The 14,815-nt window shown below is 59.0% G+C and carries 13 protein-coding genes; 9 read left to right on the plus strand and 4 right to left on the minus strand.

Annotated elements, in window-relative coordinates:
• Positions 1-173: 173 nt before the first annotated feature.
• The 8 genes from ACTHLA_RS10085 (at position 174) to ACTHLA_RS10120 (ending at position 6,240) form a co-directional block, all read left to right on the plus strand.
• Positions 174-698 (plus strand): glycine zipper 2TM domain-containing protein, encoded by a 525-nt coding sequence (locus ACTHLA_RS10085; protein WP_440188247.1) that lies wholly within the window; start codon positions 174-176, stop codon positions 696-698.
• A gap of 406 nt (positions 699-1,104) precedes the next feature.
• The gene (locus ACTHLA_RS10090) at positions 1,105-1,335 is read left to right on the plus strand and encodes a DUF6429 family protein (RefSeq protein WP_440188249.1); all 231 of its coding nucleotides are present in this window, start codon (positions 1,105-1,107) and stop codon (positions 1,333-1,335) included.
• Between the two features lie 298 nt (positions 1,336-1,633).
• Positions 1,634-1,945: a helix-turn-helix domain-containing protein gene (locus tag ACTHLA_RS10095; RefSeq protein WP_440188251.1), complete on the plus strand. Its 312-nt coding sequence runs from the start codon at positions 1,634-1,636 to the stop codon at positions 1,943-1,945.
• Positions 1,935-3,068 (plus strand): hypothetical protein, encoded by a 1,134-nt coding sequence (locus ACTHLA_RS10100; RefSeq protein WP_440188254.1) that lies wholly within the window; start codon positions 1,935-1,937, stop codon positions 3,066-3,068. Before ACTHLA_RS10095 ends, ACTHLA_RS10100 begins: the two co-directional genes overlap by 11 nt.
• 566 nt (positions 3,069-3,634) lie before the next feature.
• Entirely contained in the window at positions 3,635-3,940 is a 306-nt protein-coding gene (locus tag ACTHLA_RS10105; protein ID WP_440188257.1) for a type II toxin-antitoxin system RelE/ParE family toxin, read from the plus strand.
• Positions 3,937-4,218: a helix-turn-helix domain-containing protein gene (locus tag ACTHLA_RS10110; RefSeq protein ID WP_440188260.1), complete on the plus strand. Its 282-nt coding sequence runs from the start codon at positions 3,937-3,939 to the stop codon at positions 4,216-4,218. Before ACTHLA_RS10105 ends, ACTHLA_RS10110 begins: the two co-directional genes overlap by 4 nt.
• Positions 4,219-4,410: 192 nt before the next feature.
• The gene (locus tag ACTHLA_RS10115; protein WP_440188263.1) at positions 4,411-4,992 is read left to right on the plus strand and encodes a hypothetical protein; all 582 of its coding nucleotides are present in this window, start codon (positions 4,411-4,413) and stop codon (positions 4,990-4,992) included.
• A gap of 141 nt (positions 4,993-5,133) precedes the next feature.
• Complete coding sequence (locus ACTHLA_RS10120; protein WP_440188266.1) at positions 5,134-6,240, plus strand: Fic family protein; 1,107 nt, start codon at positions 5,134-5,136, stop codon at positions 6,238-6,240.
• Between the two features lie 151 nt (positions 6,241-6,391).
• Here ACTHLA_RS10120 and ACTHLA_RS10125 read toward each other — a convergent pair whose 3' ends face one another.
• From ACTHLA_RS10125 to ACTHLA_RS10140, 4 genes are all read right to left on the minus strand, one after another.
• Positions 6,392-7,759: an efflux transporter outer membrane subunit gene (locus ACTHLA_RS10125; RefSeq protein ID WP_440188268.1), complete on the minus strand. Its 1,368-nt coding sequence runs from the start codon at positions 7,757-7,759 to the stop codon at positions 6,392-6,394.
• Positions 7,752-10,934 (minus strand): efflux RND transporter permease subunit, encoded by a 3,183-nt coding sequence (locus ACTHLA_RS10130; protein WP_440188271.1) that lies wholly within the window; start codon positions 10,932-10,934, stop codon positions 7,752-7,754. The genes ACTHLA_RS10125 and ACTHLA_RS10130 overlap by 8 nt, the downstream gene beginning before the upstream one ends.
• Before the next feature lie 6 nt (positions 10,935-10,940).
• Entirely contained in the window at positions 10,941-12,107 is a 1,167-nt protein-coding gene (locus ACTHLA_RS10135) for an efflux RND transporter periplasmic adaptor subunit (protein ID WP_440188274.1), read from the minus strand.
• A gap of 130 nt (positions 12,108-12,237) precedes the next feature.
• On the minus strand, positions 12,238-13,407 hold the full coding sequence (locus tag ACTHLA_RS10140; protein ID WP_440188277.1) for a glycosyltransferase: 1,170 nt from the start codon (positions 13,405-13,407) through the stop codon (positions 12,238-12,240).
• A gap of 159 nt (positions 13,408-13,566) precedes the next feature.
• Between ACTHLA_RS10140 and ACTHLA_RS10145 the strand changes: the two genes are divergently transcribed.
• Positions 13,567-14,751 (plus strand): glycosyltransferase family 2 protein, encoded by a 1,185-nt coding sequence (locus ACTHLA_RS10145; RefSeq protein ID WP_440188280.1) that lies wholly within the window; start codon positions 13,567-13,569, stop codon positions 14,749-14,751.
• Positions 14,752-14,815: the final 64 nt, after the last annotated feature.

The raw sequence follows: 14,815 nt of genomic DNA on the forward strand, positions 1-14,815 counted from the left end.
ACTGCCCAACCTCATGACCGCGTCGCTGCGGCTTAAGTCTCTCATGACGTACGCGGCTCTCTTCTGAGGCCGACATGAACGGATATGAATACCGCACTCAGACGGCGTTCAGCTACGGGCGACTAATATGATCTCAACATCCGGTGAGCGACCGGTGCGATGGAGATTTGAAGATGAAAACGCTGTCCAAGATTGCTATCGTGTCCACTCTGGCCGCCGCAGCTGCGATGGCGGTCGCTCTGCCGGCCTCGGCCGATTGTTATCGTCGCAGCGCCAATGGCGCGGACGGCGCCGTCATTGGCGCCATAGCGGGCGCCTTTTTAGGCAACGCCGCCTCCGGTCGGCATGACCGCGGCATGGGAACGGCTGCGGGGGCGCTTGTCGGCGCCGCCGTCGGCTCATCCGTTGCGCGCAACAATACGAGTTGCTCTTATGATAACCGCGGCTATGGCTACCGCGACAGCGCTTATCGTTCCGACGCCTATGCTCAGCGTGATTACGGCAGAGGAGGCTATGGCCGGGGCGACTATGGTCAGGGCTATGACAATCAGCCGGTTTACCGCAGCTACAGCTATGAGCGCGTCGACTCTTATCCGGCGCGCGGTTACGGCTCGGGCGGTTACGCCTCTGGCGGCGACGGTTGGCGTCAGTCGCATGAAGAGCATTACCAACGCGACGATGATTATCAGGGGTGGTGACAAAAGGGCCGGCGTCCGCAGGGACGCCGGCCCTTTTGACGCATCGCTCATGCGATCATGAGCTTAGCTATGAGACTTTGGTCGTTTGCGATGGCCCGCGTAAAGTTCCAAGAGGCTTATGGCCTTTAAGGCCTTCAGGTTGACCGGAGCTGACGGCGGGGCGTACGGCTTCTCAGCCTTATGGCGCGTCATCGTCGGCGGCGCTGGCCTGTTCCTGATCTATGGCCTCTACGCGCTCTGAGCAGGGTCAGGGCGGGAGCCGACAAGACATCATCGCTTCGGCAATCGTGCCGCTACGAGTTTAGATTGAGGCCGCCTTGATGTCCGTGGTGCACAAGGCCCATTTCCTTCGTCGCAACCGTCAGCTAAACCTTCATTGTCAGCTGCGGGCGGAGGCCAATAGGTCATGGACATCGATGTTGATAAGATCGACGACGCCGTTCTGGCCCTTCTTTATCTGACGCTGGACCGTGACGGCCGGGCCTGGAAAGGTTTCGACTGGGCCGTCATGAACCGCTTGCATGAGAAGGGCCTGATCTTCGACCCGGTCAACACGGCCAAATCGGTCCAGTTAACTCAAGAGGGCGTATGTCAGTCCAAAGCCCTCTTTGAGCGCCTGTTCGCCAGTGCCGAATAATACCCATCATCGCATTTGCTTTCCACTCGCGTCTATGTCACATTGTCGGTGCAACCGCCACATGCGGTTGTGGGGCCGTGGAAAGCCTCCTCGCTAAGTAGTTGATACCGGCTATCTCCGGTGCGAATTCCTTTGACCTCTGTTTTGGTCGGGGAGCCTATGGCGCATGCAATAGGCCCCGGCTAAAGGCCATAGGGACCGACTTAGCGCGGTTTTCCAACTCCCCGATCACCAAAGCTCAGAAGTCGACCAGGCGGTATGCACCCGCTTGGCCTCTTCGATTGGAAAGGGGTTAGACATGCGTATGCGTAGAGCGGTGCGTCGGCCAACCGGCGCTGATGCAGGTAATAGTAATTCCAATATTGTCAACGAACGCCTCGGCGAGATCATGCGGGAGCGCCGCAAAAAGATAGGTCTGTCGCGTCAGGGCCTGGCCGACCAACTCGCTATGACCAAGGCCGACATCCGAAGCCACGAAAAGGGCCGCATCCCCTTCGGCGCGGACATGCTGGTGGCGATGCGCATTGCTCTGAAGGTGCGCATGGGCTTCCTCACCGACCCGATCACTTCACTGGTTCGCAAGACGGGAGTGTCGCGTCATGTCCGCTGATGATCGCATCCATACGAAAACCCCCGATCTGACGCCCGGTTATGCGGTGCGCGAATACGAAGCCGCCGAAGCCGTAATCGCTTCAGGGGCCGACGCCGATATCGAGGGCCTCTTAAACCTGATCCTGCTGGGCGATCAGCGTAGTGAGAACGATCATCGTGAACCGTTGCCGCACCAAGACTGGGAGGCCATCCGAGATCAGGCGGGCGCGGTTCTGCTTCACCGCTTGCAAGGGCAAGGGGCGGATGAAGGCGAGGCAGAGACTATCAACGCCGACTGGTACGACCATGCCGCCATCTGGCAGCCCCGCAACTACCGCCAGGCGCTGCACGATATAGGCGGCATGCCGGACGCTGACCTCCTGACTCTCTACGTTCAGGCAGCCGAGAACGCCTACCTGCATGAAGGCGAGCCGATGGAAGCGCGATGGCGAAAAGTCGTCATCGCTTGCCGGGATGAGGTCGCGCGCCGCGTCAGCCATACTGACAAAGCCGATGATACTTCCTCCGCTCCTACCGAGTTCGCCGCCGCTTCCGCTGATGGTCCCGCCTCAGGTGGCGATGCCGATGATGCCGAAGACGGCGAAGACGATGAGACTGATATTGAGGACGACTATGTCAGCCTGCGCGACCTGCTGCGCGTGGCGGAGCAGGTGTTCCGACCCGACATGCCGGACGCACAATTGCTCGACCTCTACGTCATGGCGCGTCATTTCGTATCGCCCGACGCCGAAACCGTGTTTGACGACATGTTCGACGAGGCGACCGAGATGCTGATGCAACGTCTTGATCTCGATAGTCTGGAACGGGTTTCGGCAACCCGTCCCTCGTTTGATTATCCCGATCAGGGTGAGGAGGCCCTGTCAGCGGTTCTTACCGGCAAACTCCCGAGCGATTGCCTGGTGAACCTCTACATGCTGAGTTGGGATGATCAGGACAAGGGCTCAGCGTGGACAAGCGTCGCAGACTTATCGCGCGCCCAGTTGTTGTGTCGCATGAACCCGCAGACGCCCTATGACCGGCAGGACAGTTACGACGCCTGGGCCTGCGCGGCGCACGTCCGACGCCTGTTATCGCACCAGGGCGTCAATCTACCCAAGTTTGATCGAGGCGATCATGGCTAAACGCATATCGTTTGATGCTTCCAGCTATCGCTAAGGTCCTCTTAGGGAAGGCCACGCGTGCACCAGTGCCGGACGATCATGAGCATAGGCGAAAGCCGATGGCTGACGCGATCCGCAGCATGGACGCCGACGAGAGCGGCTTGACGGAGATCCTAGACCGCCTTGAACGTTCCGTGATGAAGCGTGAACTGCCTGGTAGACTGAATCCGCCCATTCCATTTCTATATTAAATGGCAAACACCCGTCGCGAACCCCATTTCAGGAAGATTAAGCGGCGTCGGCCATAGGCCGACAACATTATTAGCCCTTTAGGGCATGGCTTCAGGTTTGAAATGCCTCAAGCCCGATTTTTTGCGGCCGAAGAGGCCGAAAAAATCGCCCTCCGGGTAAAGGGCTTGACCCATTCCAAACCTTACGCCGCTTGCTTACCATGCCCTAAGCGGGAAAGTGTCCCGCTTAGGGGCATTTCATGACAAAATAGGCGATGCGGACCGGCCATTGTCTTTTATACAAAATTTTATATAGGTGTTGAATGGATGATCTAAAGGCCGTCGTTTTCTGGGGTAGTGCCCTCAGATGATCTGAAGGATTTGCCGGATACCGCTCGGCGTGAAGCTGGCCACCAGCTCGACCAAGTGCAACGCGGCCTTGAGCCTGACGACTGGAAGCCGATGGCGACCGTAGGGGCAGGGGTCCAAGAAATACGGATCAGGGACGCGGCCGGAGCCTTCCGGGTGATCTATGTCGCTAAGTTTTCGGATGCAGTTTACGTCCTGCACTGTTTCCAGAAGAAGGCCCAAAAGACCAGCAAGTGGGATTTGGACGTGGCCCAGGGCCGATACAAAGACTTGGTGAAGGAGTTGAAAGCATGAGCAACGAAAAATTCGCCAGCGTTTGGGACGCTATCGAGAGCACCCCGGCTGAGGCTGAAAACATGCGCCTGCGATCGGCGCTCATGATCGAGCTGAAAGACTATATCAAGCGCGAAGGTCTGACTCAGGCTAAGGCGGCGAGCGTACTGGGTGTAACCCAGCCCCGTATTTCCGACCTGCTGCGCGGTAAAATTGATTTGTTCGGCCTGGACATGCTCGTCACCATGATCGCCAAGACCGGCCAGCACGTCGAAATGCGCATATCCCGTGCCGCGTAAACTCGCCTTATACGTCTTTTCCGGGAAAAATTCCCGACTTTCGCGTCACCCAGAACCCTGAAAGCTATCCGGAAATGAACCGAAATTCCCCTTATTCTTGCTGCCGTTTCGGTTCTGACCCTGCACACTGAGGCACATTCAGCGACATCGCATAAATCATCATCAGCAACAGCACGCCCATGGAAATCAAGGGTGGTAGGCCGTGGTGAAGACGCTCAAAAGCTTCTCTGTGTCAGTTCGAAAAACAGCATCAGCCTTAGCTGGCCATACAAAACAACGCCGGCGCGGTTCTGCATATCTGGTGATCAGGAAAGTCTGTCAGCCGGTCGATACGACGCTTTCATACAGCTATTCGGAGACGGACAAATCCTGCCGGACGAGGGATTTACGGTAACAGTTGACGATCGTCCACCGCTCTACATCAAAGGCATTCGGACAGATGACGGCAGTGCAGACACGGCGTTTCTGTATGACGACATGAAGGTAGTACGCCTTTTGAACACGGCCCATACCCTCAAAATCAAGGCGACCTACTATCAAAACGGTTCACAAACTGCGGTCTTCGATGTCAGTAAAATCCCGGTCCATGTCTTTGGCCTGACAACCATCGAAATAATGGATCGCGATGACGAGCTCAAATTTGCCGATACGCCTGAGAAAAAGAAGGAAGTGACGCGAAAGTACGACTGCATCAACGAGGGCGGCGCCAACTGCGGGCAGATTATGATCTATGATTACTCGATCCAGGCGTTAAAGCCGGCGCCAGAAGAATAAAAAAGCCCCAGGCTTGCCCAGTGCTTACCGACCAATCGAGAGGAGCCGCTGAAGCGCTTTTCCCACTGTGATGGATAAGGCGTGGATTTATAAATCATCATGAAGTATGTTTATGATCTATAAATCGGATATTTATCGATCATGATCTGGAATTGGCAGCAGGACGACTGGCCGAATTTTCGCTGGGACGCGCGCAAACTCGCCGCCGCCGAGACCGCCTTTATCGAAGGCACGGGCGTCAGCATCGGCGTGTCCAGACATCTCAGCGCGCCGGAACGCCAGAACCTCAGCGTCGAAATCCTCAGCCATGAAGCCGTGGACACCTCGGCTATCGAAGGCGAACATCTGGACCGCGATAGCGTACAATCCTCAATCCAGCGCCAGCTTGGCCTTGCGCCCGGCAGACGATCCGCCACGCCCGCCGAGACGGGCATCGCCGAGATGATGGTTGATCTCTACCGCGATCTGGCCACGCCGCTTGATGAGGCCACACTGCTGCGGTGGCATCGGCTGCTGATGCGTGGGCGCGACGACCTGAGCGATATAGGCCGCTATCGCACGGATTCCGAGCCGATGCAGATTGTCTCCGGCGCCATCTATGACCCGAAGGTGCATTATGAGGCCCCACCTTCAAAACAGGTCCCCGCCGAGATGACGCGCTTTCTGGACTGGTTCGCGGCAACTGGGCCGGGTTCAGAACAGGCGCTGCCCGCTGTAACGCGCGCAGGTCTAGCCCATCTATGGTTTGAGAGCATCCACCCATTTGAGGACGGCAACGGCCGCGCCGGGCGCGCCATTGCGGAGAAGGCGCTGGCGCAAGGGCTATCCACGCCCGTGATCACGGGCCTGTCGGGAACCTTGCTCAAACATCGCAAAGCCTATTACGCGGCGCTGGAGCGCGCGAGCCAGACGCTTGATGTCACCGACTGGCTTATCTGGTTCGCAGACCAGGCGATTGCGGCGCAGAAACGCACCCTGGCGCAGATCGAGTTCATTCTCGCCAAGACCAAGCTGCTGCGCAGGGTCAAATTCGACCTCAACCTCCGTCAGGAGAAGGCGCTGCTGCGCATGTTCGCCGAAGGCCCCGACGGCTTCAAAGGCGGCTTGAGCGCGGGCAACTATATGACCATCACCGGCACGCCGTCAGCGACCGCCACGCGCGACCTGGCGGCGCTGGTCGAGATGAAGGCGCTTACCCGAACGGGTGATCGCAAGTCGACGCGGTATTATCTGAATCTGACTGAATAACCTGCAGACATAATAACTTGCGCCCGCCGGCCATCCACGTGCAAATCGGCCACGGCATCATGTGCAACAAGGCATTTGTGACGCGAGCCTCAAGAACGGACTGTCAGGAGACGCAGGGGATGAGGTCCACGGGGCCTTCGGTATTGGCTGGCTAGTTCAAACTATCATCGTCCGCCAGCGCTGCGTAGAGCGCGACCAGGTTTCTGGCCTTGAGCGCCTTGAGACTGATCAGCGAGGATTGCGACGCATAGAGGGTGCGTTGCGCCGTCAGCAGGGTCAGGTAGGAATCCGCTCCAGCCTGATAACGCGCCTGCGACAGGTCGAGCGAACGCTGCGCCGCCTGCGATGACGCGCTTTGAGCTTGCAGCCGCTCGTCGATGCGCGCACGGACCGCGAGTGCAGAATTCACGTCCGAAAACGCGCTTTGGATCGCCCGTTCGTATTGGGCGACGGCGATGTCACGGCTGACCTTGGCCGAGCGTAAGGCGTTCAGATTGGCCCCGCCGGAAAAGATCGGAACACTGATATTGGCGCCATAGCTCCATTTGCCATTGCCCGACTTGAACAGATCGCCAAGCTGGCTGGAGGCCGAACCCGCCGACCCCGTCAGGCTGATCGACGGGAAGAAGGCGGCGCGCGCCGCGCCGATGTCGGCATTGTAGGCTTTCAGGTCATGTTCGGCGGCCAGCACGTCAGGACGGTTGAGGAGCACGTCCGACGGCAGGCCGACCGGGATGGACTCGGCGACCATGGCGTCGGACAGGCCGGACGGCAGCAGATCAGCCGGGACGTCCGCGCCGACCAGAAGAGTGAGCGCCGCCTTGTCCTGGTCGACGAAGGTGGCGTCGGCGGCGGCATTGGCGCGCGCCTGCTGCATTTCAGTCTCGATCTGGTTCAGGTCGAGATCGGAGATGGCGCCGAAGCTGGCCTGCTTTTGCGCGATGCCATAGGCGTCATTCAGGCTGGTATAGGTCTGTTGCGCCAGTTTGAGCGCGTCCTGGTCAGCGGCCAGGCCAATCCAGGCGTCGGCGACGGCGGCGATCAGCGAAATTTGCGCGGCGTTGCGGTTTTCCTGCGAGGCGAAGAAGTCTTCCTTCGCGGCGTTTTTCAGGCTTTGCACGCGCCCGAACAGATCCAGCTCCCACGACAGGCCAAGATTAGCGGTATAGGCATTATTGTCGCCGCCTGCGTCCGTATGAGTTTTGGTCCCGGAGCCGGATGCGTCCAGCGACGGGAACAGCCCGGCGCGTTCAATGCCGTACTGCGCGCGCGCCTTTTGTACATTGAGCGTCGCCACGCGCAGGTCGCGGTTATTCTGAAGCGCCAGCTCTATGGTCTTTTGCAGAGCCGTATCGGTGAACAGCGAACGCCAGCTCAGGCGCGCGTCGGAGGCGGCGGGCGCCGCAACCGACCAGTCCTGCGCCACGGGCAGGCCGGGCCGTTCATAGCGCGGCGCCAATGTGCAGCCGGAGACGCCGATGGCGAGCGCCAGCAGGGAAGGCAGGATCAGTTTAGACATGACGGCCCTCCTTGATGGCGCGTTTTTCCTCGACGTCCTGCGGCAGGCGGTCCTGCTTAAAGACGCGCTGCACCAGCACGAAGAACAGGGGCACAAAGAAGATGGCGAGGAAGGTCGCGGCCAGCACCCCGCCAATCAGGCCGGTGCCGATCGCGTGCTGCGCCGACGAGCCCGCCGAATTGGCCAGGGCCAGCGGCAGGATGCCGAAGGTGAAAGCCAGCGAGGTCATGATGATCGGTCGCAGACGGATGCGCACGGCCTCCAGCGTGGCGGCCACCAACCCTCGGCCTTCCTCGTGCAGGATTTTGGCGAACTCCACGATCAGAATGGCGTTCTTCGCCGACAGGCCCATAGTGGCCAGAAGACCGACCTGGAAATAGATGTCGTTGTCGAGGCCTCGCAGCCAGGTGCCGACCAGCGCGCCGAATATGCCGAGCGGCACGACGAAGATGACCGCGAACGGGATCGACCAGCTTTCATAAAGCGCAGCCAGCAGAAGGAAGACGACCAGAAGCGACAGGGCGTAAAGGGCGGGGGCCTGTTGGCCCGATTCCTTTTCCTGCAAGGAGAGGCCGGTCCATTCGTAGCCCCAGTCGCCGGGAAGCTGCGAAACGAGCTTTTCCATGACGTCCATGGCCTTGCCGTTCGACTGCCCCGGAGCGGCGGAGCCTTGTATCTCCATGGCGCCAGAACCGTTATAGCGCTGCAGGTCCGGTGGGCCGAAACTCCAGTTTGACGTACCGATGGCTGAGAAGGGCACCATGGCGCCTGCCGAGTTTTTGACGAACCAGCGGTTGATGTCGTCGGGACGCGAGCGGAACTGCGCATCGCCCTGGACGTAGACGCGCTTGATGCGGCCGCGGTCGATGAAGTCGTTGACATAGGTGCCGCCAAGCGCGGTCGACAAAAGCGCATTGACGTCGCTGACCTTCACGCCGAGCGCTCCGGCCTTGGTGTTGTCGATATCGATATGCAATTGCGGGGTGTCGTCCTGACCATTGGCGCGGACGCTTGACAGGACTGGGCTCTTATTGGCGAGCGCGACCAGTTGATCGCGAGCGGCGGCGAGGGCGTCATGCCCCTTGCCATTGACGTCCTTCAGCTCAAGGTCAAAGCCTGAGGCATTGCCGAGTTCCCGCACGGGCGGCGGAATGGTCGGGATCACCATGGCGTCATGGATGCTGGCGAAGGCCTTGCGCGCGCGCGCCTGCACGGCCTGCACCTTCATGTCGGCGGCATGGCGGTATTTGAAGTCCTTCATGCGGCAGATCACCATGCCCATATTCTCGCCGGAACCTGCGAAGGAGAAGCCGCCGATGGCGAAGACATAGTCGACCGCCTTGTCCTTTTCATAAACGGCCTCGACGCGGTTGAGCACCTTCATCGTTTGATCGGTCGTCGATCCGACCGGCAACTGAACGATGGTGGTGAGCATGCCCTGATCTTCATCGGGCAGGAAGGAGGTGGGCAGCGTCATCGCCAGGGCGACCAGACCTGCGATGATCAGGCCGTAAACGCCGAGGAACATGGCGGGTTTGCGGATAATGCCGCGCACCGACATCTGGTAGCGATGGGCGAACACCTGAAAGCCGCGGTTAAAGGCAGAGAGCACGCCCTTGACCTTGACGTCTTCGTCGTGTTCGGCGGCGGCGGGTATGCCCTCGCCGGGCTTAGGTTTGCGCAGCATGGTCGCGCACAGGGGAGGGGTAAGGATCAGGGCGACCACGACGGAAAGCGCCATGGCGGAAACGAGCGTGACCGAAAACTGGCGATAGATGATGCCTTGCGTGCCGCCAAAGAAGGCCATTGGCACGAACATGGCGGCCAGCACCGAAGCGACGCCGACGAGCGCGCCGGTAATCTCGTCCATGGAGCGGCGGGTGGCCTCCTTCGGATCCAGCCCTTCCTCCTGCATGACGCGCTCGACGTTTTCCACGACGACGATGGCGTCGTCCACGAGCAGGCCGATGGCGAGCACAAGGCCGAACATGGTCAGGGTATTGATCGAGTATCCGAACGCCGCCAAGATCCCGAATGTCCCCAGAAGCACGACGGGCACGGCGATGGCTGGGATCAGGGTGGCGCGCCAATTCTGCAGGAAGACGAACATGACGATGAAGACGAGGACGACGGCTTCAATCAGCGTCTTGACCACGTCCTCGATCGACAGTTTCACGAACTGGGTCGAGTCGTTCGGAATGGCGTATTTAAGGCCGGTCGGGAAGGAGGGCTGCATCTCTTTGAGGAGGGCCTTGACCTCGTCTGCGGTCTTAAGCGCATTGGCGCCTGTGGCCAATGACACCTGGATGCCTGCAGCGAGATGCCCGTTCATGCGCGCGATGTGGCCGTAGGACTCAGGCGCAAGTTCAACGCGGGCGACGTCCTTGAGCAGGACAGGCGATCCGTCGGGATTGTTCTTGACGATGATATTCTGGAACTGCGTTGGCGTTTGTAACTGCGACTGGGCGGTGATGGTGGCGTTGAGCGCCGTGTCGGGCAGGGCGGGGTCTGCGCCGATCTCACCGGCTGAAACTTGCGTATTCTGCGCTTCGATGGCCGTGATGATATCGGCGGGCGTCAGCGAGTAGGACGCTAACTGGTCGGCGTTCAACCAGATCCGCATGGCGTATTGCGAGCCGAAGACGCGCGTATCGCCAACGCCGTTAAGGCGCGAGACCGGGTCATTGAGGTGAGACGCGATCCAGTCGCCGATGTCGGCATTGGTCATGCTGTTGTCGTCGGTATAAAACGCAATGGCCATCAGGGCGGTGCCGGAGGCCTTGTTAACGCGCAGGCCCTGCTGCTGCACCGACTGCGGCAGGCGTCGAAGGGCGGACTGCACCTGGTTCTGCACCTGGACCTGCGCAAAATCAGGATCCGTGCCGGCTTCAAAGACGAGCGTCACATGCGCAGAGCCGGCGGATGAGTCCGACGACATATATTTCAGGCCATCAAGGCCGGTCAGGCTCTGCTCGATGACCTGGGTGACCGAGTCCTCGACCACCTTGGCGGATGCGCCCGGATAGCTCGCATTGACAGACACCTGGGGCAGGGCGATGCGCGGATACTGTTCGATCGGCAGCACGAAGATCGACAGAAGGCCCGCCAGCATGATGACGATGGCGATGACCCAGGCGAAGATGGGCCGGTCGATGAAGAAGCGGGAAATGTTCACGACGATCTACTCCGCAGCGGCGGCGGAGGTTTCAGCGCCGGAGGCGGGCGCAGCGGGCGACGCCTTGATCTCTGCGCCGGGGCGAAGACGCATAGCGCCTTGCGTGATGACCTTATCGCCTGCCGCTAAGCCAGACGTCACCTGCCATTGGCTGCCCACCATCTGACCGAGCGTCACCTTGCGACTTTCCGCTTTGCCATTATCACCTGCGATCAGCACGGTTGCGCCGCCCTTGGGGTCGAGCGTGATCGCGCCTTGCGGCACCAGTATGCCGTTGGGGACGGCGCCATTGACGATATGCGCGCGCACAAACATCCCCGGCAGGAGAACGCCATTCGGGTTAGGAAAGACCGCGCGAAGCGTGACCGAGCCGGTCGAAGGATCGACCGTGAGGTCCGAGAACTCAATCCGGCCAGTCTGATTATAATTGGTTCCATCATCCAGCGTTAAGGTGACGTCGGCATGGTCGGGCGCGGTCAACTGGCCCTCAGCTATAGCGCGCTTCAGCTTCAAGAGTTCCGCCGTCGACTGGGTAATGTCGACATACATTTTCGACAGATCCTGCACGGTGGCCAACGCCGTCGTCTGATTGGCCGTCACAAGGGCGCCCGGCGTCACCGACGACTTGCCGATGCGGCCCGAGATAGGCGACAGCACCTTGGTGTAGTTCAGATTGATGCGCGCGGTCTCAACAGCGGCCTTTTGCACCCCCAAGGTCGCGGCGGCCTGCTTTTCAGATGCTTGCGCCGAATCGAAGTCCGCCTGGCTGATCGCTTTGATCGTAATAAGCTGCTGAGCGCGCTGCGCATTGGTCTGCGCCAGGTCGAACGAAGCCTGGGCCTGCTGTTCGCTCGCCATCGCGCTGTCATAGGCCGCTTGATAGGTGGACGGGTCGATTTGGTAGAGCGATTGTCCTGAATTCACCATTCCGCCCTCGGTGAATTGCCGCGCCTTGATGATGCCGGAAACCTGAGGCCTGACGTCTGCGACCAGCCACGCCGAGGTCCGGCCCGCCAGTTCCTGAGTTACCTGCACAGGCTCAGTATGAACGACGATATACCCCACGGGGGTCGGTCCCTGCGGTCCGCGAGCGCCTTCTTTCTTGGCGCACGCGCCTAAGGACGCCAGGCTCAGCAAGGCGAGCGAAACACACACAAACTTGGCTTTTAACATCAGGCCCTCATACACGTTGTCGCCCACATATACGCATGAAACGCGACAATCCATCGCCATCCCCGAAAAAAAGTTAGAAGGCTAAGTATCGGAGGGCCTAAATGGATGCGCGATGCTCAAATAAAGGAGACTAAATTCGCCAAGATTCGCGCAGAGCAATCATATCTCTCCGCGCCCGCACGCCCAGCCTATGTCGCAGGTCCGCTGACGCAATGAGCCGTTCTAAGCCTTCGCGCGCTGAACTCAAATCTGGCTCTGCCCATTGCGCTAACGGTCCGTTGTAACGCGGTGTCGCCGGGACCAAGCGGTAACCCACTGGCCACGAATTATCGCTTGTCATGAACTGCATATTGCCTGACCAGCCCGTGGCGATTACGGCTTTTCCAGCGGCCATAGCTTCCGCGAGGGGGAGGCCAAAGCCTTCGGCGCGATGGAGTGAGATAATAATGTCGTTAGCGTCGATCAGGCCTTCTGTCTGAACGTCGTCGAGTGTTTCCGCATGGATGCTTATATCCGGCCGACCCTCTATGCTTTGAGACAGAACCTTGAAGCGTGGATGATCCACAGCCTGGGCCAAGGTCTTCACGGTCAGATGCGCTGTTAAAGTCGGTTCCGGGAATAAATCCTTCCAGACCTCAATGACGCCCATGGGGTTTTTTCGTTCGAAATGGCTACGTGGATCAAACAGAGTAAGCACATGCACCCGCTCGTTAAGGGTGCGCAGAACTTCGGGTCTGATTTTAACGGGTAAGGGAAGGACGCGAATGCGCTCAATCAGATTTGGATAGCCGCATTGACGCATGGCGGCTTTCAGAGCTTCCGCTGTGAACTGACTGGAAGCCCAAATTTCATGGAAATAGGCGGCTAAAAAGGCCCAGTCTGCAGGCGCGATGCTGCTTTCCCAGTGCCATAGCCCGATGCGGTAAAGCTGTCCCCATCTGCTCGGGTTATGGGTATAGAGCGCGAGCTTGGCTTCGGGCGGGTTGACCGCAAGCAGCCAAGTGTTGGCGTTCAGGCCTTCAGGAAAGGCATATAGGCCGCGCGTGGCTAGTCCGCGATCAAAGGGGCGCAAATCCTCGCTGATGACCTCCTCGCCAAGTTCACTCAGGCGATCCAACACTAAACGTCCGGCGCGTCCGATGCCGAGAGCTTCATTGAGATAACCTGAGACGACGATACGGCGCTGGTCAGGTAAAGCCTTCGCCTGCGCGATCGGCCATGACCTTAAGCGTGACGCGTAACGCGCTTTAAATATAGCTTGATGACATAGGTCCAGCAAAACCTTAACAACGTTCATCATCGATTTTGCTCGTCATCCCTCATGGGTGGCGCCAATATAGCTTCGATGACTCACAAGGCAATGACAAGTCCACCATCAAAGCGTCTCTCAGGCCCTGAGCCGTTCGACATAGAGCCCCATTCGCTTGGGGGAACTTATCGTGTCCGAGCTCTGGATAGTGTGGTCGAGGTCGAGATGGTGGAAACGTCCAGCCTTTGGCGCAGCGTCCTTTATGTTCGGTCGGGCCAAGATCTGACGGTTTTTATCCCCTCGGGAACTTACGGGTTATTTTTGCGTTCAATTACCGGCGGCGATCCGCGGATCGATATACGCCGCATGAGCGGGCTGCAAAGACTCGGATTTTATATCGTGAAGGCTCTCAGTCTATTGGGCCGACCGCCGCTTGATAGCATTGCCATCCTGAAGCGCCTGTTGCGTCCCGAAATACAAACAGGACGGATTGAGGCTACAACGGTCAAGCCCGCCGCCAAGCTGTTGGTGGAAGGAAAGGCTCAGCCTTTGAAACCGCAACCGGAGCCGGTGGCGCAGCCCGTCTCAATCATCATACCCACAAAAACGCGCGAGGATCTACTCGATGCGTGCATCGCTTCGCTCGATCGGATTGAAGGCGTGCCTTTTGAGATTATCATAATCGACAATGGCGCTGAGCGGCCCCAGATGCTGGCCCTGCTTGAGCGTTTGGGGAACCGCTCCGATACGCGCATCATACGGCTGGATATTCCTTTTAATTTCTCCAAGCTTTGCAATGCTGGCGCGGACATAGCGCGTTATGACAGGCTTTTGTTTTTAAACGACGATGTGGAGGCGCGCGATGGCGCCTGGTTGGCGAACATGTCCGGGTTTCTGGCGCGAGCGGATACAGGGATTGTCGGCGCGCGTCTTCTCTATCCTTCAGGCGATTTGCAGCATGCGGGCATTGCTTCGCACCTGACGCCAGGACCCGGCCATCCGTTCCGTGGCGTCCCGCGTGAAATTTGGGAGGTTCACCCACTTCTAAACGAGGCCCGGTTTGTCGATGCGGTAACTGGCGCCTGCCTTTTGGCCAAGCGGGAGGTATTTAAGCGGGTCGGGGGCTTTAACGAGAGGGACTTTGGTATAAGCCTCAACGATGTGGATCTATGTCTGCGTGTCCGCGAAGTTGGGCTTGAGGTCATCTACGCTCCCCAGGCAACCCTCATTCACAAGGAAAGCCAGAGCCGTCGCGATGAAGGCGCGCCCCAAGAGCAGGTGCGCTACAGACGTGAGCTGGCGGCTTATTACCACCGCCATCCGCAGGGCGCGCGCCTGTCCGATCACTACCCAACAGACCTCCGCCGTGATACGGATGCTGGCTTGCGAATTTAACAATGTTCGCAAAGAATTCATATTTATGATTTTCGTAAAATAATTTAAGCCAATGCCCTGCCTA

This window comes from Asticcacaulis sp., assembly GCF_051956075.1.
Taxonomy (GTDB): domain Bacteria; phylum Pseudomonadota; class Alphaproteobacteria; order Caulobacterales; family Caulobacteraceae; genus Asticcacaulis.

Excerpts from the sequence above, each read along its gene's own strand:
- ACTHLA_RS10090 (WP_440188249.1), top strand. The coding sequence starts at position 1,105 with ATGGACATCGATGTTGATAAGATCGACGACGCCGTTCTGGCCCTTCTT.
- ACTHLA_RS10140 (WP_440188277.1), bottom strand. The coding sequence starts at position 13,407 with ATGATGAACGTTGTTAAGGTTTTGCTGGACCTATGTCATCAAGCTATA.
- ACTHLA_RS10085 (WP_440188247.1), top strand. The coding sequence starts at position 174 with ATGAAAACGCTGTCCAAGATTGCTATCGTGTCCACTCTGGCCGCCGCA.
- ACTHLA_RS10120 (WP_440188266.1), top strand. The coding sequence starts at position 5,134 with ATGATCTGGAATTGGCAGCAGGACGACTGGCCGAATTTTCGCTGGGAC.
- ACTHLA_RS10110 (WP_440188260.1), top strand. The coding sequence starts at position 3,937 with ATGAGCAACGAAAAATTCGCCAGCGTTTGGGACGCTATCGAGAGCACC.
- ACTHLA_RS10125 (WP_440188268.1), bottom strand. The coding sequence starts at position 7,759 with ATGTCTAAACTGATCCTGCCTTCCCTGCTGGCGCTCGCCATCGGCGTC.
- ACTHLA_RS10095 (WP_440188251.1), top strand. The coding sequence starts at position 1,634 with ATGCGTATGCGTAGAGCGGTGCGTCGGCCAACCGGCGCTGATGCAGGT.
- ACTHLA_RS10100 (WP_440188254.1), top strand. The coding sequence starts at position 1,935 with ATGTCCGCTGATGATCGCATCCATACGAAAACCCCCGATCTGACGCCC.
- ACTHLA_RS10135 (WP_440188274.1), bottom strand. The coding sequence starts at position 12,107 with ATGTTAAAAGCCAAGTTTGTGTGTGTTTCGCTCGCCTTGCTGAGCCTG.